General features: G+C 63.3%; 18 protein-coding genes and 1 riboswitch. Of the genes, 12 read left to right on the top strand and 6 right to left on the bottom strand.

The annotated features are described in order from the left end of the window. Positions 1-83: 83 nt before the first annotated feature. Positions 84-279: riboswitch (cobalamin riboswitch) on the bottom strand. Between the two features lie 92 nt (positions 280-371). The 4 genes from E8L03_RS07760 (at position 372) to E8L03_RS07745 (ending at position 4,493) form a co-directional block, all read left to right on the top strand. Further along, a complete protein-coding gene (locus tag E8L03_RS07760) occupies positions 372-1,265 on the top strand; it encodes a DMT family transporter (RefSeq protein WP_144233802.1) in 894 nt (297 codons plus the stop codon). A gap of 100 nt (positions 1,266-1,365) precedes the next feature. Continuing rightward, positions 1,366-1,830, top strand: a complete 465-nt coding sequence (locus tag E8L03_RS07755; RefSeq protein WP_171267009.1) for an NfeD family protein — start codon at positions 1,366-1,368, stop codon at positions 1,828-1,830. After that, positions 1,827-2,759, top strand: a complete 933-nt coding sequence (locus E8L03_RS07750) for an SPFH domain-containing protein (protein WP_171267008.1) — start codon at positions 1,827-1,829, stop codon at positions 2,757-2,759. Before E8L03_RS07755 ends, E8L03_RS07750 begins: the two co-directional genes overlap by 4 nt. A gap of 6 nt (positions 2,760-2,765) precedes the next feature. Beyond that, complete coding sequence (locus E8L03_RS07745; protein WP_171267007.1) at positions 2,766-4,493, top strand: tetratricopeptide repeat protein; 1,728 nt, start codon at positions 2,766-2,768, stop codon at positions 4,491-4,493. Positions 4,494-4,619: 126 nt separating this feature from the next. Here the strand turns inward: E8L03_RS07745 and E8L03_RS07740 are convergent, their stop codons facing one another. After that, entirely contained in the window at positions 4,620-7,283 is a 2,664-nt protein-coding gene (locus E8L03_RS07740; RefSeq protein ID WP_244963689.1) for a M16 family metallopeptidase, read from the bottom strand. A gap of 484 nt (positions 7,284-7,767) precedes the next feature. Here E8L03_RS07740 and E8L03_RS07735 point away from each other — a divergent pair, with 484 nt between their 5' ends. Both E8L03_RS07735 and E8L03_RS07730 read left to right on the top strand, forming a co-directional pair. After that, entirely contained in the window at positions 7,768-8,490 is a 723-nt protein-coding gene (locus E8L03_RS07735) for an ATP-binding protein (protein WP_167512313.1), read from the top strand. Between the two features lie 12 nt (positions 8,491-8,502). Continuing rightward, positions 8,503-9,768, top strand: coding sequence for an STAS domain-containing protein (locus E8L03_RS07730; protein ID WP_171267005.1), 1,266 nt, complete (start codon positions 8,503-8,505; stop codon positions 9,766-9,768). Positions 9,769-9,923: 155 nt separating this feature from the next. On the opposite strand, the gene E8L03_RS07725 is transcribed toward E8L03_RS07730, so the two are convergent. From E8L03_RS07725 to E8L03_RS07715, 3 genes are all read right to left on the bottom strand, one after another. After that, positions 9,924-11,321 carry a PP2C family protein-serine/threonine phosphatase gene (locus E8L03_RS07725; RefSeq protein ID WP_171267004.1) on the bottom strand — a complete coding sequence of 466 codons (1,398 nt, stop codon included), beginning with the start codon at positions 11,319-11,321 and terminating at the stop codon, positions 9,924-9,926. Between the two features lie 72 nt (positions 11,322-11,393). Further along, complete coding sequence (locus tag E8L03_RS07720) at positions 11,394-13,991, bottom strand: TIGR03960 family B12-binding radical SAM protein (RefSeq protein WP_171267003.1); 2,598 nt, start codon at positions 13,989-13,991, stop codon at positions 11,394-11,396. A 268-nt stretch (positions 13,992-14,259) separates the two neighbouring features. After that, entirely contained in the window at positions 14,260-14,616 is a 357-nt protein-coding gene (locus E8L03_RS07715) for a hypothetical protein (protein WP_144233811.1), read from the bottom strand. A gap of 357 nt (positions 14,617-14,973) precedes the next feature. Between E8L03_RS07715 and rpmH the strand changes: the two genes are divergently transcribed. The 6 genes from rpmH to mnmE are packed head-to-tail and all read left to right on the top strand — an operon-like array spanning position 14,974 to position 20,289. Next, positions 14,974-15,111 (top strand): 50S ribosomal protein L34, encoded by a 138-nt coding sequence (rpmH, locus tag E8L03_RS07710; RefSeq protein ID WP_144233812.1) that lies wholly within the window; start codon positions 14,974-14,976, stop codon positions 15,109-15,111. After that, a complete protein-coding gene (rnpA, locus tag E8L03_RS07705; protein WP_171268450.1) occupies positions 15,105-15,572 on the top strand; it encodes a ribonuclease P protein component in 468 nt (155 codons plus the stop codon). Before rpmH ends, rnpA begins: the two co-directional genes overlap by 7 nt. Positions 15,573-15,578: 6 nt before the next feature. After that, complete coding sequence (gene yidD / locus E8L03_RS07700; RefSeq protein ID WP_144233814.1) at positions 15,579-15,839, top strand: membrane protein insertion efficiency factor YidD; 261 nt, start codon at positions 15,579-15,581, stop codon at positions 15,837-15,839. A 4-nt stretch (positions 15,840-15,843) separates the two neighbouring features. Further along, positions 15,844-17,493 (top strand): membrane protein insertase YidC, encoded by a 1,650-nt coding sequence (gene yidC / locus E8L03_RS07695; protein WP_144233815.1) that lies wholly within the window; start codon positions 15,844-15,846, stop codon positions 17,491-17,493. Between the two features lie 34 nt (positions 17,494-17,527). Further along, positions 17,528-18,772 (top strand): RNA-binding cell elongation regulator Jag/EloR, encoded by a 1,245-nt coding sequence (gene jag / locus E8L03_RS21150; protein ID WP_171267002.1) that lies wholly within the window; start codon positions 17,528-17,530, stop codon positions 18,770-18,772. Positions 18,773-18,798: 26 nt separating this feature from the next. Then, the gene (gene mnmE, locus E8L03_RS07685) at positions 18,799-20,289 is read left to right on the top strand and encodes a tRNA uridine-5-carboxymethylaminomethyl(34) synthesis GTPase MnmE (protein WP_171267001.1); all 1,491 of its coding nucleotides are present in this window, start codon (positions 18,799-18,801) and stop codon (positions 20,287-20,289) included. A 148-nt stretch (positions 20,290-20,437) separates the two neighbouring features. Here mnmE and E8L03_RS07680 read toward each other — a convergent pair whose 3' ends face one another. Together E8L03_RS07680 and E8L03_RS07675 are read right to left on the bottom strand one after the other, a co-directional pair. Further along, positions 20,438-21,835, bottom strand: coding sequence for a TRAP transporter large permease (locus E8L03_RS07680; protein WP_144233818.1), 1,398 nt, complete (start codon positions 21,833-21,835; stop codon positions 20,438-20,440). Further along, positions 21,832-22,383 carry a TRAP transporter small permease gene (locus E8L03_RS07675; protein WP_235896488.1) on the bottom strand — a complete coding sequence of 184 codons (552 nt, stop codon included), beginning with the start codon at positions 22,381-22,383 and terminating at the stop codon, positions 21,832-21,834. The genes E8L03_RS07680 and E8L03_RS07675 overlap by 4 nt, the downstream gene beginning before the upstream one ends. Between the last annotated feature and the right edge of the window lie 14 nt (positions 22,384-22,397).

Below are 22,397 nucleotides of genomic sequence, written 5' to 3'. Positions count from 1 at the left end.
CTCTCCCCGAATACACGGGAGAGGGCCGATCCGTTTTTCGTGCCCGGGGAGATCGCGGCCGGCAAGAGTCCCGTTGCCGTTGCGAAGTCTTCCATGTCCAGGCAGGTCTTCCGGCTCGCTGCGCACCGGCCCGGCCTTCCCGGAGAAACTCCCCAGTGGCGCGTGCTGGGACGGCGCAATGCTGCAGCTTACGGCGGCGGGTCCGCTCCCGACTTTAACGGGATTCCCTATTCTGCCCCTTGCAAACGGCTCGGGGCCACCCGGACAGGAAACCACTACCCTCGGGGGGCACCTCGGTCAACAGGCGGCAAGCGGTTGACAGAACCGGGTGCGGCTGTCAAACCCCGTGAACTTCCGGGGAGAAATATATCATGCAACGTGACACGCTGACTGCCGATCTTCTATTACTACTCACCGCGCTGCTCTGGGGCTTTGCCTTTGCGGTCCAGCGGGTGGGCAACGAGTTTGTGGGACCGTTCACCTACAACGGCATTCGCTTCGCCCTGGGCGCGGCGTCATTGGTGCCGGTCATCCGCTGGTTGGACAAGCGCAAGATCGGCAAGCCCGTGGAAAAGACGCTGGACGTGCCCCTTCCCTTCTGGGGGGCGTCACTTCTGGCCGGGTTCGTTCTCTTCTGCGGCGCAAGCCTGCAGCAGGTGGCGCTGGTGTACACCACGGCCGGCAAGGCCGGATTCATCACCGGGCTGTACGTGGTCATCGTGCCCATCATCGGCCTGTTCCTGGGCCAGCGTGCGGACAAGGGCCACTGGATCGGCGCGACGTGCGCCGTGCTGGGCCTGTACTTTCTTTCCGTCACCAGCTCCTTTTCCCTGGCGCCCGGCGATGGCATGGTGCTGATCGGCGCAGTCTTCTGGGCGATCCACGTGGTGCTGCTCTCCTGGCTGGCTCCGCGGTACGACGCAGTGCGTCTTGCGTGCGGCCAGTTCACTGTTTGCGCAATCCTCCATCTGGTCATCGCCTTTTTTACGGAAACACTCACCTTATCCGGCCTGTACGGTGGCATGTGGCCCATCCTTTACGGCGGCGTCATCTCCGTGGGCGTGGCATTCACCATACAGGTGGTGGCGCAGCGCAGGGCCAACCCGGCCCACGCCGCGGTACTCCTGTCCATGGAGACGGTGTTCGCGGCGCTTGGCGGCTGGATTCTCCTGGGCGAGATGCTCGGCTCGCGCGGGCTTCTGGGCTGCGGGCTGATGTTCGCGGGTATGCTTATCTCGCAGTGGACGGACATGAAAGCGTCATAAGCTTGCCAAGGCGCCTCGGGTATGGAATAGGGAAGCGGGACGGATAATTAGGTTTTTCTCCTGCATCCTCATCCCGGTTTTTATTTCCGGAGGCCCATACATGTCCGCAACCCTCATCTGGTTCCTCGTCGGCGTCGCCTTTGTGGTGGCGGAGCTGCTCATGCCGGGCTTCATCCTGCTTTTTTTCGCCCTGGGCAGCTGGCTCACGGCGGCGGCCATGCTCTTCTTCCCGTCGTTGACCTTGCAATGGCAGATTGCCGGGTTCCTGGCGGCCTCGCTGGCGTTTCTCTTCAGCCTGCGGCGTGTGGCGCTGCGCACCTTTTCCGGCAATCAGAGCTCGCAAGCCGGAGAGGATGCTGATCCCATGGCCGGCCGCAACGCCGTGGTGACCAAGCCCATCCAGCCGGGGCATCCGGGCGAGGTGAAGTGCATGGGCAGTTTCTGGCGCGCCGAGTCCGGCGTGGCAATTGAAGAGGGTGCGACCGTGCGCGTGGCGGGCAAGGCGTCCGCCGACGGCCTGACCCTGGAAGTACATCCCCTTACTTCGGAGGCGAACAAGCCATGAATGAATCCCTGGTGATGGTTGCGATAATAGCCGCCGTCGTCATTATCCTGTTCCTCAAGACGGCGCGGGTGGTACCGCAGAAGTCCGAGTTCGTGGTGGAGCGTCTGGGCAAGTACCACAGCACCTTGGGCGCGGGCTTCCACATCCTCATTCCCTTCCTGGACCGCGTGTCTTACCGCCGCAGCCTGAAGGAAGAGGTCATGGACATCCCCTCGCAGATCTGCATCACGCGGGACAACGTCTCCGTGGAGGTGGACGGCGTGATCTACCTCATGGTCATCGATTCCAAGCTCTCCAGCTACGGCATCGAGAACTACAAAATAGGCGCGACCCAGCTTGCACAGACCTCACTGCGCTCTGCCATCGGCAAGATCGATCTGGACAAGACCTTTGAGGAGCGCGATTCCATCAATCAGCAGGTGGTGGAGGCCGTGGATGAGGCGGCCCAGAACTGGGGTGTGAAGGTGCTGCGCTACGAGATCAAGGATATCACCCCGCCCAACTCGGTGATGGCCGCCATGGAAGGGCAGATGAAGGCCGAGCGCGAGAAGCGCGCCGCCATCTCCATTTCCGAGGGTGACCGCCAGTCGCGCATCAACCGCGCCGAAGGCGCTCGGCAGGAGGCCATAGCCCTGTCCGAAGGCGAGAAGATGAAGCGCATCAACGAGGCCGAAGGCCAAGCCAAGGAGATCGAGCTCTTTGCCGAAGCCACGGCCCAGGGCGTGCGCACCGTGGCCGAAGCCCTGGCCGAACGTGGTGGTCTGGCCGCCGCCAACCTGCGCATTGCCGAGCGCTACATCCAGGAGTTCGGCCATATCGCCAAGGAAGGCAACACCCTGGTCATCCCCTCCGACCTCTCCGACGTCTCGGGCATGGTGGCCTCGCTGACCACGGTGCTGGAGACGGTGAAGCACAAGAAAGGTGAGTAGCAGTCAATGCGGCGTGACGCTGTTTCCTGCGGCGGCATTGCACAATACGAGCGCGAGGGCGTGATGGGAACCAGCAGCCAGGAATGCCGCGACTGTTCGTCCGGGAATGGAGGCGGAGGCAATCTCCCGTTCTACTTGGCGTGCGGCCTGGTCTTGCTGGTCTTCGTCGTCTACGAGAGCGTGTTTGGCGCGTCGTTCATCACTTTTGACGATACGATATATATCTACGACAATGACATAGTGCGGCAGGGCCTGACGGGGGACGGGCTGCTCTGGGCCTTCTCTACACTAGAGACCGGCAACTGGCACCCGCTCGTATGGCTTTCGCACATGGCCATTGTGGAGCTGCTCGGGCTCAACCCCTTCTGGCAACATACTGCGAACATCGTTCTCCATGCGGCCAGCTGTGTCTTGCTCTTTGCGATTCTGTACAGGCTCACCAGCGCCGCATTCCGCAGCTTTGTTGTCGCTGCGCTTCTCGCTGTCCATCCGCTGCACGTAGAGTCCGTGGCCTGGATATCGGAGCGCAAGGATGTGCTGAGCATGCTGTTCGCGCTCCTGTCCGTGTATGCGTATGCGTTGTATGCGCAGGCAGCGGACAGGGATCGACGGCGATGGCTGCTCGCGTCTCTGCTGTTCTTCGTGCTGGGATTGATGTCCAAGGCGATGCTCGTCTCGCTGCCGTTGCTGCTTCTGCTGCTGGACTACTGGCCGCTCCGGCGGTTCGGGAGCGGCACGTCTGGCAGGTGGGCTGCGGTATGGACCCTGGTCAAGGAAAAGTGCCTGTTCTTTGCCGCGTCAGGCGTGTTTTGCGGCGTCGCCTACTTTGCGCAGGCGCATTCCGATTCGGTCTCGTCCCTGGAGAGGGTCGGGGCCGGCTATCGAATGGCCAACGTGCTCGTGTCGTACGTGGCGTATCTGTATAAGCTTGTCGCGCCATTCGACCTGGGCGTGCTGTACCCGCTGCGGCCGGTCATTCCCAAATGGCATGTGCTCCTGGCCGGCCTGTTGCTGCTGGCAATCACGGCCGGCGTAGTCAAGCTGGCCGCGCGAAACCGGTTCCTGGCCATGGGCTGGTTCTGGTATCTCATCGCCATGCTCCCGGTCATCGGCATCGTGCAGATCGGCAGGCAGTCCATGGCCGACAGATACGCGTACATTCCATTCATCGGGCTCTACATCGCCATTGTCTGGGGGGTATGCGCCCTGGCCGGCAGGTTCCGGTTCTTCAGGAACCGCGCGGTCGGGTACGCCGTCATGGCGGTGGTCATCGCCTACTTCGGTGTGACAGCGCATGCGCAGGCTGCACTATGGAAGAACTCGGGAACCCTTTTCGGGCACACCCTGAGCATTACGGGGCCAAATCCGTACGCCAATAAGGCGCTTGGCCAGTATTACTGGAGCATCGGGGAACGCAAAAAGGCGTTCGCCAACATGCAGGTGTACTACGACCGCGTGTCCGATTCCGTCGACAGCCACGTCATTTTTGCAGAGATGCTTGTCGGCGCACAGCGATATTCAGAAGCGATACGTCTGGCCCAGGACTCGCTGCAGCGTTTCCCGGACAGCGTACGGCTCTACAAGCTGCTGGGCATCTCGCTGTACGCCACTGGCAAGAAGGACGAGGCCTTGCAAGCATTTCTGAAGGCGAGGGAGGTCGATCCGGACGACAAGGATGTGGCCAAGAACATCGGCATACTCCTGCGCGGCAAGACATCGAACGCCACGGAGTGATGTCGTTGCCGGGAGCCCCCAGGACAGCAAGACTCCCAGCCAACCATCGTTATTTCCAGCAATGACAAAAGCCCCGACCGCATCCAGGCCGGGGCTTTCTTCTTTCGTTTTTTATAACGGTGCATCCTACGGCTGCAGCGTCACCTCGTAGGCCTTGTCCCATTCCAGGTACTTCTTGGTCAGGGTCATGAGGTCCTGGGCGGTCAGGGATTTGGCCGCCTCGATGGACTCGCGGTTCAGGTCGTGCGGCAGGCCCTGTGCCATCAGGCCCGAGGCTTCGGACGAACGGCTGAGCAAGCTCTGGTGGTCGCGGTAGTAGTCGCCGGAGAGCTGGTTCTTGCCGCGCTCCACGCTTTCCTCGTCCATGGGCGTGGTGTGCAGCTTGGCGATAAGGTCACGGAAGCCTTTCCGCGCCTTGTCCAGCTTGTCCGGCGAGGTGCCGATGTAGAAGGCCAGGAAGCCGGACTCCGGGCTCTGCCAGAGGAAGGTGGACACGGAGTAGCCCAGGCCCTGTTCGTCGCGCAGGGTGCGGAACAGCGGGCCGCTCATGCCGCCCAGGGTGTTGCGCAGAAGGCGCAGGCCGGGGCCGTCCTGCTGGGCCTGGCCCGGCACCGGGAAGACCAGCAGCAGGTGGGCCTGGTTGCGGTCCTCCATGTGCATGGTGAACTCGTGGTCCTTGCTCCAGTTCGGCGGGGTGAACGCCACCGGGTGCTCGCCGGGAGGCAGGGCGTCGGCCAGACGCTGCGCCGCGTTGACCACGACGTCGCGGTCGTAGTCGCCGCACACGGCCATGACCCACGGCTCGCTGCGTTGCTTCTGCCACAGGTCGACCACGTCGTCGCGGGTCAGCGCCCCCAGCTCCTTGGGCTGACCCATGTGGTAGTAGCTGTAGGGATGGTCGTGGAAGAGCTGCGGGAAAAGCTCGCGGAACATGCGTCCCATGGGCTGATCCTCGCGCTTCATGATGGTGGCGAGCTGGTTCTTCTTCTCCCGCGCAACTTCATCTTCCGGGAAGGTCGGCCCGGTGAGGATGCGCGTGAAGAGATCGAAGATGTCCGCGGAGAAGCGGGTGGGGAACTTGGCCGACACGCCGAGCATGTCGCGGCCGGCGCTGGTGTTCAGGTCCGCAGCGTGGGCCGCCAGGTAGTCCTGGATCTCGGTGGCGGACATGCCGTCGATGCCGCGCGGCAGCACCCGGCCCATGAGCTCCGAAAGGCCCTGCTTGTCCGGAGGAAGCAGCAGGTCGCCCCCGCGGAAGTGCATGGACACGGCGGTGTACGGCAGGGTGGGATCAGGCAGCAGCACCAGGGTGCGGCCGTGGCCCAGGTCCACGTACTCGGCTTTCAGCGCGGCCTCCTTGGCCGGCAGCGAGGTATCCTTGGCAGGGGCCTTCTGCACGGGCCAATCCTTTTGTACGACCTGGAGCATGTCTTTCTGCAACGCGGCGGCGACGCCGTCGCCGGACGGCTTGTTGGATGCGTCATCCTTGGCGGTCTCCTCCGGGATCAAGGCGGAGACGGACAGCCGCGATGGGTTCAGGTACGCCGCAATGATGCGGTCCAGCTCCAGATCGTCCACCAGATTCAGCTCGGTCAGGTAGTTCTCCTCGGCCAGGGGGTTGCCTTCGAAGAACTGGAAAAAGCCGAGCTTGCTGGCCAGGCCGCCCAGGGTCTCCTTGGTCTGGTACAGGGAGTCCTCCAGGTTGAGCTTGGCGCGGTCCAGAATATCCTGGGAGAAGTCCGAGGCCTTCAGCGTGGAGAGATCGGTGATGAACTCCTTCCAGAAGGCGTCCAGGTTCTGGGAGTCGAGCACGGCGTTGAAGTAGAGCAAGCCCACGCGCTCCAGCGAGAGGTAGGATACGGAGATCGTATCCACCAGCTGCTCTTCGTACTTGTACTTCCTGTAGAGCTTGGACGTGTAGTCGCCGCCCAGCAGATGGGCCAGCACCTCCAGCCCCGTGGCGTCCGTTGCCCGGAACCCGGGTGCGGGGAACGCGGCCGAGAGGTACGTCTTGTTGTATGGTCCTTTGCGCACGGTGACCTGCGGGGCGGCGCCGCCAAGCTCCTCCAGGGGCAGGGGATTGGGCGGGGTGAGGGAGCGGGTGTTCTTGAGCCCGCCGAACACGCGCTCGGCAGCGGCCACGGCCTCGTCCCTGGAGACTTTGCCCACCACCACCAGCAGCATGGACTGCGGCTGGTACTGGCGGTTCACGTACTCCCGGATGTCCTGGGCCTGGAGCTTGGACACGGTGTCGCGGTAGCCGATGACAGGCCAGGCATAGGTAGTGCCCGGCCAGACTTTTTTCTGGATATCCTTGAAGATCAGGGTGGAGGGGTTGTCCTCGCCGCGCTCCAGCTCCGAAAGGACTACCTGCTTCTCGCGGTTCACCTCCTCCGGGTCCAGCTTGGCGCCGAAGATCATGTCCTTGAACACGTCCAGGGCGAGCTCCCAGTGATCGGCCGGAAGCTCGGACAGAAAGACCGTATAATCGAAGCTCGTGGCCGCGTTGACGTATCCGCCCACGGCCTCGATATCCCGCGCCACCTCACCGGGGGCGCGTTTTTCTGTCCCCTTGAAGACCATGTGTTCCAGCAGGTGGCTGATGCCTGCCTGGTTCGGGGTTTCGTACGCTGAGCCGGTATGCACATACAGGCGCACGGAAGCGAGCGGGAAGCGGTCGTCCGGTTGAACGAGAACGCTCATGCCGTTCTCGAGACGAACCACGGTATGTTCCACGTCGCTTTCCTGAATGGCCTGCGCCTTGGGGGTCGGGGTCGTCAGTAAAATCATGGAGAGGGCTCCAAATACGAGTAATATACGCCGTACATTCATTGCGACAGTCTCCTTGCCATTAATCTGGGGCTTATTCGGCGATAGCCCATTAGGCAGTATACGCAATTGTGTGGAATTGAACAGCGCAAGCTGGAACGCTGTCATTTTTTTCACGAAAATATGGGAACTCCCGATTTTTGCTGAAAATGCGAAAACCAATTGATCGAACGGCCTCCTTATCTTACACTATCTTAGGAGCATGTTCCGGAGTTTGCAGGCATCATCGTGGAATGTATGGCGATATCGCACAGTATAGGTTTGGCAATCATGGGTACGGCTGCATCATGTACCGGGAGCGAGCTACCCGGCACAAGCGATGCCGGCTGTACCGTGGCCGCTACGCTCTTCAATGTGTGCGATTCCGACCTTGTCCGACAAGATATCCCGAAGACATCCGCCGGAGCGGCATAGCCGCAATCGGAGCAGCATAATAATGTTCACCATGGAGTCTACACAGACGGTGCTGCGGGTAGCCATGTCCGCAGAGCTCGGCAACATCGACGCGGCCTGTAACGAGGCGTGCGGATTTCTTGACCGCCTCGGCCTGGAGCACTGCCGGTTCGTGGTCGTGCTGGGCCTGCGGGAGGCGCTTGCCAACGCCGTAGTCCACGGCGCGAGGTTCGACGCCGGCCAGATCATCCGCGCCGAGCTGGAGTACGGCCGGGACGGCGTCTCCGTGACCGTGTCCGACGAGGGGCCCGGCTTCGACTGGGCCAACGCGGGCAGAGCTGTGCCCCATCCCCTGAGCATGGGCGGACGGGGCCTGCCCATTCTTTACGGCTACTTCGACGCTGTCAGCTTCAACGCAAGGGGCAACTGCATCTGGTTTGCCACAAACGGCGGCTCCAACGTGGTCTCGCAAAGCCCCGACTGGGCTGGCGGCGCGGCCGCCATCGTCATGCCATGCAGGGGGGTGGAGTCGTCCGGCGCGGGAGTTCTGCGCCAGGAGTTGCAAGACCTTCTCCATGCGGGCGTGACCGATATCACCATCGACATGTCTGGCGTCAGCGTCGTGGACTCCACAGGCATTCGTCTCTTCATTGCAGCGCACAACGCCCTTGCCGCGGCCGGCGGCGGATTGCGGCTTCGACGCGTCAGCCAGGACATGACAGCACTCTTCGGCGCAATGCGCCTTGATACGCATTTCCGGGTGGATCCTGAGTAACTGGAGGATGATATGGAAGAAGGCGTGATTCAGATGTTCGTGGATGAGGCCAGAGAACGGCTGGCGAACATCGAAGCCGAGCTGCCGGAGATCGCAAATGGAAGCGGCATCCAGGACCCGGAGCTCCTGAACACTATTTTCCGCACCGCGCACTTCATTAAGAGCGGCGCATGCTTTCTGGGGTTGAGGGCCATCCGCACCCTGGCCCACAGAGTAGAAAACGTGCTGGGCCTGTTGCGCAGCCGAGACATGGAGCCCTCCACAACCGTCATCAACACGGTTCTGATCGCTTTTGGCGTGCTGGACGAGATGCTGGACGACGTGGAGGCGAGCGACGCCGCCGATATCGAACCCCTGATTGAGGCGCTGCTGGGGCTGATAAGCGCCTGCCTGCCTGGCGAGCGTCTGCCTGCGCTGGTGGAGACGCGGGAGGTGCTGCTGCCGGATGGACGGCCCATATTCCGGGTGTGCGAGCACGACCTGATCCAGGCGCGCCGGGCCGGGAATTTCCTGTACGTGGTGGAGTACGACCTGATCCACGACGTGATGCAGAAGGGCAAGACCCCGCTCGATCTGCTGCGTTTCCTGGAGAAGAGCGGGATGTTGCTGGACTGCCGGACCGACCCGTCCGGTGTGGGCGACCTGGACCAAGACATTTCCAGGCGCGTACCTTTGTACATCCTCTACGCGACCATCTTGGAGGAAGATCTCGTGCGTGCGGTGTTTCAGGTGGATTCCAGATACATCCACACCGTGAGGCTGGAGGAGCCGGGCATCGCCCTGACGGTGCCGTTGGCGCAGCACGAGGCATCCATGACAAGCCTCGGAGTAACCATCGACGAGGGGGAGCTGGACGACATGGAAGCGGCTTTCGACAAGTCATTGGCCCAGGCAGAAGAGCTGGCCCACGCCGCGGCCGAAGAGGCGCTGGACACAGAGCCTGATGAGGCGGAAAACTTCAACTGCATCACGCTCTCCGGTCGGCTGACCATCGAGCGCGCTCCGGAGTTCAAGGACCTTTTTCTCAAGGCCCTGGATGCCGGCGTGGACTTCGACGTGGACATGACGGCGGTGGAAAGCGTGGACGTGACCTTCCTGCAAGTGCTCTGGGCTGCCTACAAAAGCGCTGAGAAACGCGGGCTGTGCATCTCGGTGGCCGGGTCGATTCCGGATGAGCTCAAGGAGACGGCCGCACTGGCCGGGTTCGCCGACCTGAGCGGAGAGACGCAGTGTCCGGTCGGATTCCCGCTTCTGGGCGAGAGAATCAAGGGGGAGTAGACGAAGCTGCGGCGTCACGACGCCGAGATCGTCGAGAGGGAACGCCTCGCTTCAGACGTTTTTTCGCAGTAGGCAGACCCTGGACTTTTTCGTTCGGGCGAGCCTTCCGCATACGGCGGAGTTTCCGCAATGCACAACCGGCCGCGCCGTGTGGATCAGGCCGAGACGCGTGAAAGCTCCAGAATGGTCAGATCGTCCGCGGCTTCGGCCCCGCGGGTGAAGGTCTCGAATATTTCCAGAACCGGCTCCCCCAGCGGCGGCGTTGCTCCGGCCAGCGCGTTGAGAACCCGCTGCATGCCGAGCATGGCGCCGTCCGTATCTTCGGCCTCGAACAATCCATCCGAAAAGAGCAGCAGGGAGCCGCCCGGCTCGATGACGAACTCGGTCATGGGGTAGGGCGTGTCCTCCTCGATGCCCAGGGGCAGCGAGTTTGTGCGCTCCAGCTCGGCAACACCGTCCGGTCCGGCAAGGAGCGGAGCCGGATGCCCGCCCGAGGCGAGCTGCACCAGGCCGCCGGGCAGGCCGTAACGGCAGATAACAATGGTCACGAAGTGGGCCTGCCGCTCCAGGGTTCGTACCAGAGCATTGTTCACGCGCTCCAGCAGCGGGCCGGGCTCCGGGGTGCGGTTGGCCTCGGCGCGAACCTGGGCCCAGGCGGCGGCCATGATCAGCGAGGCCGGCAGCCCCTTGCCCGATACATCCGCCACGTAAGCGAGGCCTGTGCCGTCCGGCAGGGGCATCACGTCATACAGATCGCCGCCCACGAACCGGGCCGGCCGAGTCACGCCCCAGGCGCGGACCCCGCCATGCCTACCGTCCAGGCTGGGCAGGAAGGACGCCTGTATCGTTGCCGCGGCCTCAAGCTGGGCCTCCAGCGCCTTCTGCGCCACACGCGCGTTGAGCAGCGCGGCCCGCTGCAAGGACTCCGCCGCAAGGCAGGCAAAGCATTCGAGAACTTTGACGTCCTCCTCCACAAAGCTCTCCCGGTCCAGGGCGTTGAGCACCTCGATCACTCCGAGCAGCTCGTCCTGATAGAGGAGCGGCGCGCAGATGAGGTTGCGCGTAGTAAAGCCGGTGACGGCGTCTGCGCGGGGGGAGAAGCGCGGGTCGGAGCGGGCGTCGCGCACCAGCACGGCGCGGCGTTCCCGGGCCACGGAGCCGGCAATGCCCTCGCCCAGGCGCAGGCGGATAGAGCTCAGGGCGCTGGACACGGATGCATGCTGAAAGAGCCGGGCAAAGCAGCCGGCCCCGCACAGGGTCACGGCGTCGGGGTACTCGTGGCAGACGTCGGATGGAATGGGAGCGGCGTCCGGGTCCGGATCGATGGCGTGGTAGAAGCAGAGCTCTTCGCTCTCGGGATTGAACAGCAGGATGGATGCGGCCTCGGCATTGGTCACGTCCTTGGCCATCTCCAACAGGCTGGGCAGCAACAGCTCGATGGACTCGATGCGCACCAGGGACTGGCTCGCCTTGAGCAGGTTCTCGATGCGGCGGAACGCTACATCCGGCGAAGAGTGGCTGAAGAACTCCGTAGTGGCGGGATTCTCTGGCATTGCCTTTCTCCCAGGCTCCAGGAATGATTGATACTCCTTCCTAACTCGCCAGGGGGAGAGTGGCAAGCCGCATCAGAACCGGGCCGACTCCTTGGTCAGCAGAAAACGCTCCAGCGTGAGGTCCGGGCAGACCCCCATGGCGATCTTCAGCGGGCTCATGTACCCGCCGGACCAGTCCAGGGTGAAGCGCACGGCCGCGTCGTCCTCAAAGCCGTCGGTCTCGATCTCCGTAACGTAGGGCCGCAGATCCTTGGTCTTCACGCCTTTTTTGGTCTCGATCTGTACCGGGAACTCCTCCGCGTCGCGGAAGGCTTCCCAGGTTTCGCGTACCACGCCGCGGTCGGCGTCGCCTTGCATCTCAAGACGGAAGCGCTCGGCCACGGGCTGGGGCTGCTTCTTGCCCATGGAGAGATCCTCCACATAGGTGACGGGCAGGAATGCAGGCATGGCCGGAACCAGGGCGCGGCGCACTGCGGCGGCGTCCAGGGGCTCGCGCAAAAAGCAGTTTATGTACTCGCACTCGCTGGCCACGCCCACGGGCAAGGCCCGGCCGAAGGAGATGAGCGGCAGGGGATGGAACCCGCGGGAAAAGGACAGGGGCAGCCCGGCCCGGCGGAAGGCGCGCTCAAAGGTCGGCTGCAGCTCCAGCTGGCTGAGGAAGGCGGCTTCGCCGCGCGTGGCGTACCAGATACGCACATGGGAGGCCTTCACGCCCAGCACGTCGCAGGCGTCCTCTTCCGCAACGTCTTCTGCGGCGGTGGGTTCTGCTGCAACAGCGGCTTCAGCGGAAGCGGGTGTAACGTCTTCAGTCTCCTGGGTCTCCTGGTCGCGCGTGGCCTGGTTCAGGATATGGGCGATGCCGGCCGGCTCGCCGTGGTCGCTGAACTCGGAGCCCTTGGCCGAGCAGTCGCATACGCCGCAGGAGACACATGCCCCGTAGCGGCAGTCCGGCGTGACCTTGGCGTCCAGCGCCCGTTTACGCTCCCGCAGCAGGAACTCGCGGGTGACGCCGCAGCCCAGGTGGTCCCAGGGCAGGGGGGCGTCCAGGTCCCGCGCCGCAAGATAGCTCTCGGGAATGACGCCCAGCTCGGCCATGGCCTCACGCCAGGGGGCGAGGTTCAGCGAGTCGTTCCAGCTGTCGAAGAGCGCGCCCTTCTCGTAGGCCAGCTCCACCACGCGGGAGAGCGCGCGGTCCCCGCGGGAGAACACGCCCTCCAGCCAGCTCATCTGCGGCAGGTGGTAGCGGAAGTTGACCTTGGCCTGACGGAAACGCTCCTTGAGGAAGGCGATGCGCTCCTTGATCTCGTCCAGGCTGATCTGGCGCTCCCACTGGAACGGGGTGTGCGGCTTGGGCACAAAGGGCGAGACGGCGCCGGTCACGGTGATGCGGCCCTTCTTGTGCGGCGTGGTGCGGAAGGCTGTCTCGCGCACCAGGCGGCACAGCCGGACGATGGCTTCGAGATCTTCCTCGGTCTCCGTGGGCAGGCCGATCATGAAGTAGAGCTTCACGCCGTTCCAGCCGTTGAGAAAGAGGTGCTTCACGTGCTCCAGCAGCTGCTCTTCGGTAACGCCCTTGTTGATGACGTCGCGCAGGCGCTGGCTGCCGGCCTCCGGGGCCAGGGTCGCGCCGGTGCGGCGGATGCCGGCGATGGCGGCCATGATCTCCGGCGTTACCGATCCCACGCGCAGCGACGGCAGGGAGATGGCCACCTGCTCGGCGGCGCAGTGGGGCAGAGTCTGGTGGAAGAGAGCGCCGAGGGCGGAGAAATCGCCGGTAGAGAGGGAGAGCAGGGAGAGCTCCTCGTAACCGGAGGCGGCCAGTCCGTTTTCCACGATGCTGCCCAGGGCGTCCAGGCTGCGCTCCCGCACCGGCCGGTAGGTCATGCCTGCGTGGCAGAAGCGGCATCCGCGCGTGCAGCCGCGGGCAATCTCGATGGTGAAGCGGTCGTGCACGGCGCCGAAGGGTTGCACCGGGGCCAGCGGGTACACGGTGTCGTCCAGATTGCGCACCAGGGTGCGGCGGGCGGCCGGAGGCTCGGCAATCTCGTCCGCCTCCGTCCTGGGCAAATGTATGGATGGAACATAGACGCCGTCTATCCGCGCCAATTGTGCGAGCAGCTCGCCGCGCTCCAGGCCCTCGCGCCGCATGTCGGCGATGGCTTCCACCAGGGGCGGCAGGATGACCTCGCCGTCGCCCAGTACCATGCAGTCCACAAACTCGGCCAGGGGCTCGGCGTTGAGCGTGCAGCCGCCGCCGGCAATGATCACCGGCTCGTCGGTCCTGTCCTTTGTCCGGCGGGGAATGCCGGCAAGGTCGAGCATGAAGAGGACGTTGGAGTAGCAGAGCTCGTGGGTGATGTGGAAGCCGATGCAATCCAGCTCGCGCAGGGGGGTGTCGCTCTCCAGGGTGGTCAGGGCCGCGCCGCGCTCTGTGAGTATGGCGCCAGTCTCGCGGCATGGGGCGAACACGCGCTCGGCCCAGAGGTGGTCGAGGCGGTTGATGGCGTCGTAGAGCATGGTCATGCCCGTGTAGGACATGCCCACCTCGTAGAGATCCGGAAAGGCCAGGGCCAGACGGCCGCGCACGGCGTCCGGGTTCTTGACGACGGCGCCTTCCTCGACACCGAGGTAGCGGCTGGGCTTGGGTAGCAGCGGCAGCAGTTCGCGCATAGAAAAAAAACCCGCGACCAGGTCGCGGGGAGGGCTGGAGAATTGTCCCGAAGGCCCGCCCGAACGAGGGACCACCGGGGAAAGCGACGGCGCCAAAAGGCGCTCAGGTTGCCGACAAAAGCCGAGAGCCGCGTTCCCTCGAAAAAATCAGATCCGTGCGTATGAAAGAGTACGCACCGTCCGTGAATTTTTCTTGGGATATGCTCTCAAACCTTTCTCAGCAACCTGCCGGATTGCATTCAGTCATCAAGCTGTACGCAGCAAGATGCTATTTCTTCAGAAGGTCGGAGATATCCGAAACTCCGCCGCCCTTGCCCTGCATGTTGTTCAGATTGCGCAGGGTGTTGGCCGAGGCCATGGTCAGGTTGGAGGAGGCTTCGAAGTACTTGTTGGTCAGCTCCTCGGGCACGTTCTTATACTGGTAGAGCACGTGCTTCATGGATACCTCGCCGCCGATCTCCTGATCGAAGGGGTACCCGAAGGGCAGGAGCATCATCTGCACGCCCTGCTCGGTGGGCACGGTTTGGATAAGAGCGAGATCGGTGAGCTTGTCGTTCTCGGCGTCGAACTTGCCGAGCACCAGCTCGCCATTGATGAGCTTGACCAGACGGACATCATAGGCCATGGAAAGGACTCCTTTTTTTATTCACGTTTCGCAGCTAGGTATGTATTGCCGGGGTGGCTGTCAAGGCGAGGCGCTCATGCCGCTGCCAGGGCTGCATGCAGCGACGCCTGCCGGGCAAGGGGGGATGGTTCGCCCCCGGGTGTTTTCCGCCAGCTCTCCCGCCAGTTCCGGCCCGGAGGGAAATTCTAGTGGACAACAGGCCGCAGTCACCGTATTCGGCATACGCCGCCGTAACGGCGGGACTGAAGTGACAGAAACAGCGCGCTGCTCGAAAAAGTTTGCGACGCGCGATGTGTTGACTGCGCCAAAAAATCACTGTAAATCTATCTGTTCGTTTTTGCAAAGGAGAAATATATCATGTCGAAGCGTCCTTATCAGCCGAGCAAGATCAGAAGAAAGCGTACCCACGGCTTTCTCGTCCGTTCCCGCACCAAGTCCGGCAGGGCCGTTCTGCGCCGCCGCCGTGCCAAGGGGCGTAAGAGGCTGGCCTGCTAAATCTTTCCCAAGGCCTGCGCATCCGTAAGCGGCCCGAGTACCTTGTCTGTTACGAGGAGGGCCGCCGCTTCGCATCACGGAGCTTCATGGTCTTTGCCCGCGTCTGCCCATGCGATGAGCCGGGATTCCGGTTCGGCATGGCCGTGAGCAAGAAAGTGGGCTCGGCGGTGCGCCGCAACCGGGTCAAGCGGTTGATCCGGGAGTTCTTCCGGTTGCGGCAAGTTGGTATCCGCGAGGGGGTCGCGAAGTTGTCTGCAGTTGCCGGAGCACCCGTCTGTCTGGAGTTCGTCTGCGTGGTCAAGCGCAACGCCAGGCCGGCGCATATGGATCTGGCGGTTGTGGATGAAGAGTTGTGGCCTGTGGTGAACAAAGTGGTCAAGACAATGGGCAAGCGCCTTGGCGGCGACCCGGCGCATCGGGACGTTCAAGGCGCACGCCGGAATCAGCCCTCCGGCAACTGAACCATCATGCGACGCCTCCTCCTGCTCCTCGTGCGCGGCTATCAGCTGGGCATCTCCCCGCTCAAGCCGCCGACGTGCCGGTTCGTGCCCACGTGCTCGGAGTACGCCTGCGAAGCCATGAGCGTACACGGCGCATGCAAGGGGACGTTGCTTTCCCTCTGGCGCATTCTGCGCTGCAATCCGTTCTGCAAAGGAGGCTACGACCCCGTGCCTCCAAAAAAAGTCTCCCCGGCCCCACATCCGGCCGAGGGCGGACCCCCACGTTGATATCATGGATAATAAACGCGTCATCGTCGCCGTGGTCCTCTCCATGCTGGTGCTTATCGGCTGGAACTTCATCTTCCCGCCGCAGCCCACACAACAAGTGGTGTCCACGCAGGGCAACGCCTCCCAGCAGGCGGCTCCTGCCAATACCACGGAAACTGCACGGCAGACGGCTGCCGCATCCGCGGATATCGAAGCCCAACCGATCACCGTCGTGAAGGGCGAGGAAGTCACTGTCAAGACGCCCCTCTACACGGCTGTGTTCAACTCGGCCGGCGGCATTCTCGAGCAGTTCACGCTGCACAAGTACAAGGAAACCATCGAGCCCGATTCGCCGGACGTGGACCTTATCGGTTCCGCCGTTGTGAAGGGCCCCATGGGCCTGTTGCTGAACCGTAAGTCCACCTGGGCCATCGGTTCCTGGGGCTCGGCCACCGATATCAACGGAAAACCTGTGAAGTCTCTGGATGTTTCCGGAGAGAACACCACGCAGATCGTCTTCACCGGCGAGGTGGACGGGATTCGAATCAAGCGTGTGTTCACCTTTGATGCGGCTACCTACCTGGTGCGCGAACAGGTCCACCTGGTCAACACCGGCGACCAGCCCGTGGGCGGCAACCTGCGTTTCACCCTGGCCTCTTCCAGCCTGACCAAGGCGGAAGACCGCTACAACAGAACCCGAGTCGCCGCGCTCACTCCTTCCGGCCTGGAGCAGGAGCACGACGTGGACGACCTGGAGACCGAAGGCGTCATCATCGACAACAACGTGATCTGGGCCGGCATCGAGTCCAACTACTTCCTGCTGGCAGTGACTCCCAAGGAGTCCGACAACCCGGGCCAGGACGTCGGGTATGTCGCCAAGGTCGATGACTCGGTCTACCGCGTGGCGCTGGAGCGGCGTCTCGGCAATCTCGAGCCGGGCAGCGAAACCCTGGTGGACGCCAACTACTATTTTGGTCCCAAGGACGAGCAGGTCATGAAGGGCACGCCGAACCAGATGGCCAAGGCCATCACCTTCGGCTGGTTCGACATCATCGCCAAGCCGCTGCTTGTCGCCCTGAACCTCTTCTACAAGTTCGTGGGCAACTACGGCGTGGCCATCATCCTCCTCACCATCGTCATCAAGATTCTCTTCTGGCCGCTCTCGCACAAGAGCTACAAGTCCATGAACCAGATGAAGAAGCTCCAGCCGATGATGGCCAAGATTCGCGAGAAGTACAAAGACGACAAGCAGAAGATGCAGCAGGAGATGATGGGCCTGTACAAAACGTACAAGGTCAACCCCGCCGGCGGTTGTCTGCCCATGGTTCTGCAGATCCCGGTGTTCATCGGGCTGTACGAGGCCTTGCTCAACTCCATTCAACTCAGGCACGCTCCGTTCATCACCCACGTGCCGTTCACGAACATCATCTGGCTCGCCGACCTTTCCGCCAAGGACCCCTTCTATGTGACGCCCATCATCATGGGTCTCACCATGTTCTTGCAACAAAAGATGACGCCTCAGCCAGGAGACCCGACCCAGGCCAAGGTCATGATGTTCATGCCCTTGATCTTCACCTTCATCTTCCTCAACTTCCCTGCGGGTCTCGTGGCATACTGGCTGACGAACAACGTTATCTCCATTATTCAGCAGCGCTGGATGCTCAAAAAAGCGTAAGGCGGCGCGCGCATGGCTCTTAGAGGAATCGCCCATGGCAAGCGATGCGAAGCATTTTGAAGGAAGATCAATAGACGAAGCCATAGACCAAGCATGCAAACATTTCGACGTCGACCGTGAAGCGCTCGAGGTCGAGATACTCAACGACGCCTCCGGCGGCATATTTGGCCTGGTAGGCGGCCGCAAGGCCACCGTACGGGCCATGCTCCGCGACCAGAGCGTGGAGCTGAAGCTCTATGTCCGCGATGTGCTGATCAAGCTCATCGAACCCATTGCCGGGCACCCCAGCCTCGAGGTCAGCATGGAAGGCCCGGGCAAGGTGCTCGCCGTCATCGACGACGAGGAGCAGGCCGGACTGCTCATCGGCAAGGAGGGCGTGACCCTCCAGGCGCTGCAGTACATCGCCAACCGCATCCTGGCCAAGCAATGGCCGGAGCAGGTTCGCCTGCGGCTGGACGCCGGCGACTACCGTGAGCGCCAGAACGAAAGCCTGCGCGAGATGGCCCTGGGCCTGGCCGAGAAGGCCATTGCCCAGAACCGCTCGCAGTCCACGCGGCCGCTCGCTTCGTACCACCGCCGCGTAGTGCACATGGCGTTGCAGGACGATGCCGCGGTGCAGACGCGCTCCAAAGGCGACGGCCCCATGAAGCGCGTCATCATCCAGCCTGCCAAGAGCAACGGCACAGACGCCGGCAACGGCAACGGCTCCAAGCCTGAGAAGACAGCCCAGTCCGAAAAGGCGGCCAAGTCGGGCAACGGTTCCAAACCCGGCAAGTCCTCCAAGCCCGGCAAGGCTGCAAAGCCCCCGAAGAACGGCAATGTCGCTGAAGCCGCTCTGGAAACGGATGATGCCGTCGCAGCCGATGCTGCCAACGACGCACCTGCCAAGGAAGGCTCCGGCAAGAACGGCCGGTCGCGTTCCCGTGGCTCTCGCGGCGGGCGTTCCCGCTCCGGCCGTGGACGTGGCCGCTCCAGAAAGCCAGCGGCAACGGAGTCGACGGAGCAGTCCCCGACGGAGAACGCTCCCGAGCAGCCCATGGCGGCTGACGCTCCTGCCGAGCCCGCACCGATGGAAGCTCCTTCTGCGCCATCGCCGACGGCAACCGCTCCCGAGCTGTCAGCCGAGTTCGTAGCGCCCAAACAACCTGAGGCACCTGAACCGCCTGTCGAGCCCGAAGCGCCGAAGCAGTCTGTTGCGCCCGAGCCGCCTGTCGAGCCGAAAGCGCCGAAACAGCCTGAGGCGCCCGCGCCGTCCAACGGGCAGTCGGACGCCGAGTAGCCTCAGCAGTCGGGAAGGCGGGTTTCATGAGCCGGACACATGGTCATGACCTCAGCCGCGATACCATAGCCGCCGTGGCCACGCCGCCGGGCGTGGGCGGCGTCGGTGTCGTGCGGCTTTCCGGGCCATCGGCTGCGGCGTGCGCGTTGCGCGTCTTCCAGCCGTCCGCCGCCGGCTTTTTCGGCTTTTCCCCCCGATACATGCACCATGGCCGCATCCTTGCGCCTTCGGTTGATGCGCCGGACGCGCGGATCGTGGACGAGGTGCTCGCCGTCCATTTCCCCGCGCCCAACTCCTTTACCGGCGAGGATGTCGTGGAGATCCACGGCCACGGCGGTCCCCTCGTGGTTGCCGAGGTGCTGCGGTCCGTGCTGTCTGCCGGGAACGACTTGGACGTGCGCGAGGCGCGGCCCGGCGAGTTCTCCAAGCGCGCCTTTCTCAACGGCAAGATGGATCTTGTGCAGGCTGAGGCCGTGGCTGAAGCCGTGGCCGCCGACTCTCCGGCTGGTCTGGCCCTGGCGCAGACGCGTCTTGCCGGCGGTCTGGGCCACCGCGTGGCTGACCTGCGCGACAAACTCGAAGCGCTGCGCATTCAGCTCTGTATTGCCGTGGACTTTCCGGACGAAGACGTGGAATGCCTGCCGCCGGACGCCCTGACCCGGGACGTGTGTGAGCTCATCGACTCGCTTCAGGCCCTGGCCGGTGCGGCCTCGCGCCGTCGCGTCTGGGAGGAAGGGGGCCTCGTGGTGCTCGCCGGCCGGGTCAATGCCGGCAAGTCCAGCCTGCTCAACACCATAGCCGGCTCGAACCGCGCCATCGTCACTGACCGCGCAGGCACCACCCGCGACTATCTGGAAGAGCGCCTGCTGCTGGACGGCCTGCCCGTCACTCTGGTGGACACGGCCGGTCTGCGCGCCGACGGCGAGCTGCTTACCGGCGAGCTCGACCCGATCGAGGCGGAAGGCGTGTGCCGCAGCCGGAGCCTGGCCGCCCGCGCCGACCTCCTCGTGCTCGTGCTCGACGGCGCCCGCCAGGAGCCCCTTGCCGAGCCGGAGCGCGAGCTCCTTGCCCACCTCGACGCCTCGGGCGTGCTCATCGCCCTGAACAAGGTCGACACCTGGGCGCGGTATGAATCGACCACCCCCCGAAGCCCTCTCTCCCGCCTCGCCGACACGCTCCAATCGCTCGGGCTGGGCTCCCTGGAGATCATTCCCCTTTCCGCCGCACAGGGCGTTGGCGTGGATGACCTCACCCGCGCCATCCGCCGCCGTCTTGCCGGTGGCGACACCCCGCCGCGACCCGGCGAGCTGGCCCCCAACCTGCGCCAAGCTCGCGCCATGCACCGCGCCGCCGAGGAGCTCGACGGGCTGCTCCAGGACCTCGACGCCGGCATCCCCTACGACGTTCTCGGCGTGCGGCTCGAAACCGCCAGCCACGCCCTGGCCGAGATCACCGGGGCCATCGCCAGCCACGACGTGCTCAACGCCATCTTCGACTCCTTCTGCATCGGCAAGTAAACTGCTTTACGCTTTTGGCAGCCAGGGAGCACTGCTCCCTGGCGGGGTGCGGGGCAGCGCCCCGCATCACACGTTCATGATTGTCAAATGAAACGGCCGGTCCGCGCGATGCGGACCGGCCGTTGTTGATGGTGCATGTGTTCCCTCGTCAGTAGCCTTTCAGGTGGTCGATGTACTCGGGCAGGAAGAGGGATATCTTCGGGATGTAGGTGATCATGATGAGGAACAGGAGCAGGATGCACAGCCATGGCAGGGCTGCGCGCACGACCCATCCGATGTCGCGTCCTGTGATGCCTGCGGTGACGAAGAGGTTGAGGCCCACGGGCGGTGTGATCATGCCGATTTCCATGTTCACGACCATGATGACGCCCAGGTGGATGGGATCGATCCCCAGCTTGACGGCGATGGGGAAGAGGATGGGCGCCATGATGAGCAGGATCGCCGAGGGTTCCATGAAGTTGCCCGCGATGAGCAGCACGATGTTGACCACGACGAGGAAGCCCCAGGCGGGCAGGCCCCATCCCGTAATCATCTCCGCGATGTGGTGCGGAATGCGCTCGGTGGTGAGCACGTGGGCGAAAAGCATGGCGTTGGCGATGATGAACAGCAGCATGATGGACACGCGCGAGGCGTCCAGCACGGTTTTGCGGACCTCGGGATGGTTGATGGACTTGGGCAGCGCCAGGACTATCTCGTAGATGTTCCGGACTACCATGGCGACAAAGTTCTCACCTTTTTTGCGCCACGGAATGTTCTTCATCGGGCCCATGTCGCGGTAGCCGAACACGGCGATGATGAAGGCGTAGACGGCGGAAACGGCTGCCGCTTCCGTGGGGCTGGCAATGCCGCCATAGATGGAGCCAAGGACGATGACGATGAGCAGCAGGCCGCCCAGCGCCGAGAAGCCGGATTGCAGCAGCGCCAGGAAACCGGGGAAGGGCTGCGCCGGCAGTTTTTTGATCCGCGCCATGATGTAGATGGCGACCATGAGCATGGTGCCCATGAGCAGACCGGGGATGAAGCCGGCCATGAAGAGCCGGGCGGCCGATTCTTCGGTAGCGGCCGCGTACACGAGCATGACGATGGACGGCGGGATGAGGATGCCGAGGGTGCCCGCGTTGGCAATAACGCCGGCGGCCATTTTCTCGGGGTATCCCGCCCGGACCATGCCGGCGATGACGATGGAGCCGATGGCCGCCACCGTGGCCGGTGATGATCCGGAAACCGCGGCAAAGAGCATGCAGGCCAGGACCGAGGCCATGGCCAGGCCGCCGCGGATGTAGCCGACGCAATCGATGGCGAACTTGATGAGCCGGTTCGCCACGCCGCCGGTGGAGAGGAACTGCGATGAGAGGATGAAGAACGGAATCGCCAGAAGGGTGTAGTGCTCGGAGAGCGACTCGAACAGCTTCAGGGCGATGGATGCGAGCGAATCCGGCGAGAACAGCAGGATGGTGCTGATGCTCGCCAGGCCCAGGCCGATGGCGATGGGCATGCCCGTGGCCAACAACAGAAAGAGAAGGGAGAACAGCACGGCGGTTGTCATGGGTTTGCCGCCTCCCCGTTCTCTGCATCATCCTCCATGCGCTTGCCTTCGTACATGCCGCGGGCGTCACGGGCTTCGTCATGCAGCGAGAAGCCTTCGGCCTTGCCCTGGATGATGCGCCACAAGAGCTCCAGGATGCGGAACGCAAGCAGCAGGAATCCGAAGATCAGAATCGAGTGGCCAACCCATTTGGGAATGGGAATGTCCTCCAGCTCGATGCCGATCAAGTGCATCTTCGCTAAGTAAACATAGGAGCCTTTAAGAAACAGACCGCAGTAAATCAGGGCGAGGACGCATGCTATCGCGCTGACGATGCGTTTCGTCTTTGGCGGCAGCAGGCGTACGACCGCGTCCACCCCGATGTGGGAGCCGACCTTGACGCCGTAGGAGACGCCGAACAAGACCATCCACGCAGAGAGCAGCAGTGTGAGCTCCTGGGCCCAGAGCAGGCCCGTGTTGAAGCCGAACCGCAGGACAACCTCCACGAAGACGAGCAGGGTCATGGAAGCAAGGAGGAGGGAAATGATCCCCTCCTCCAGCTCGTTCATGAAGCGCCGGAACA

Origin of the sequence: Oceanidesulfovibrio marinus (assembly GCF_013085545.1) — a bacterium.
Lineage (GTDB): Bacteria > Desulfobacterota > Desulfovibrionia > Desulfovibrionales > Desulfovibrionaceae > Oceanidesulfovibrio > Oceanidesulfovibrio marinus.
Note: the sequence above shows the minus strand (reverse complement) of the source record. Positions and strands in the feature narration are given on the sequence as shown.

Excerpts from the sequence above, each read along its gene's own strand:
- E8L03_RS07760 (WP_144233802.1), top strand. The coding sequence starts at position 372 with ATGCAACGTGACACGCTGACTGCCGATCTTCTATTACTACTCACCGCG.
- E8L03_RS07755 (WP_171267009.1), top strand. The coding sequence starts at position 1,366 with ATGTCCGCAACCCTCATCTGGTTCCTCGTCGGCGTCGCCTTTGTGGTG.
- E8L03_RS07750 (WP_171267008.1), top strand. The coding sequence starts at position 1,827 with ATGAATGAATCCCTGGTGATGGTTGCGATAATAGCCGCCGTCGTCATT.
- E8L03_RS07745 (WP_171267007.1), top strand. The coding sequence starts at position 2,766 with ATGCGGCGTGACGCTGTTTCCTGCGGCGGCATTGCACAATACGAGCGC.
- E8L03_RS07740 (WP_244963689.1), bottom strand. The coding sequence starts at position 7,283 with ATGATTTTACTGACGACCCCGACCCCCAAGGCGCAGGCCATTCAGGAA.
- E8L03_RS07735 (WP_167512313.1), top strand. The coding sequence starts at position 7,768 with ATGGAGTCTACACAGACGGTGCTGCGGGTAGCCATGTCCGCAGAGCTC.
- E8L03_RS07730 (WP_171267005.1), top strand. The coding sequence starts at position 8,503 with ATGGAAGAAGGCGTGATTCAGATGTTCGTGGATGAGGCCAGAGAACGG.
- E8L03_RS07725 (WP_171267004.1), bottom strand. The coding sequence starts at position 11,321 with ATGCCAGAGAATCCCGCCACTACGGAGTTCTTCAGCCACTCTTCGCCG.
- E8L03_RS07720 (WP_171267003.1), bottom strand. The coding sequence starts at position 13,991 with ATGCGCGAACTGCTGCCGCTGCTACCCAAGCCCAGCCGCTACCTCGGT.
- E8L03_RS07715 (WP_144233811.1), bottom strand. The coding sequence starts at position 14,616 with ATGGCCTATGATGTCCGTCTGGTCAAGCTCATCAATGGCGAGCTGGTG.
- rpmH (WP_144233812.1), top strand. The coding sequence starts at position 14,974 with ATGTCGAAGCGTCCTTATCAGCCGAGCAAGATCAGAAGAAAGCGTACC.
- yidD (WP_144233814.1), top strand. The coding sequence starts at position 15,579 with ATGCGACGCCTCCTCCTGCTCCTCGTGCGCGGCTATCAGCTGGGCATC.
- yidC (WP_144233815.1), top strand. The coding sequence starts at position 15,844 with ATGGATAATAAACGCGTCATCGTCGCCGTGGTCCTCTCCATGCTGGTG.
- jag (WP_171267002.1), top strand. The coding sequence starts at position 17,528 with ATGGCAAGCGATGCGAAGCATTTTGAAGGAAGATCAATAGACGAAGCC.
- mnmE (WP_171267001.1), top strand. The coding sequence starts at position 18,799 with ATGAGCCGGACACATGGTCATGACCTCAGCCGCGATACCATAGCCGCC.
- E8L03_RS07680 (WP_144233818.1), bottom strand. The coding sequence starts at position 21,835 with ATGACAACCGCCGTGCTGTTCTCCCTTCTCTTTCTGTTGTTGGCCACG.
- E8L03_RS07675 (WP_235896488.1), bottom strand. The coding sequence starts at position 22,383 with ATGAACGAGCTGGAGGAGGGGATCATTTCCCTCCTCCTTGCTTCCATG.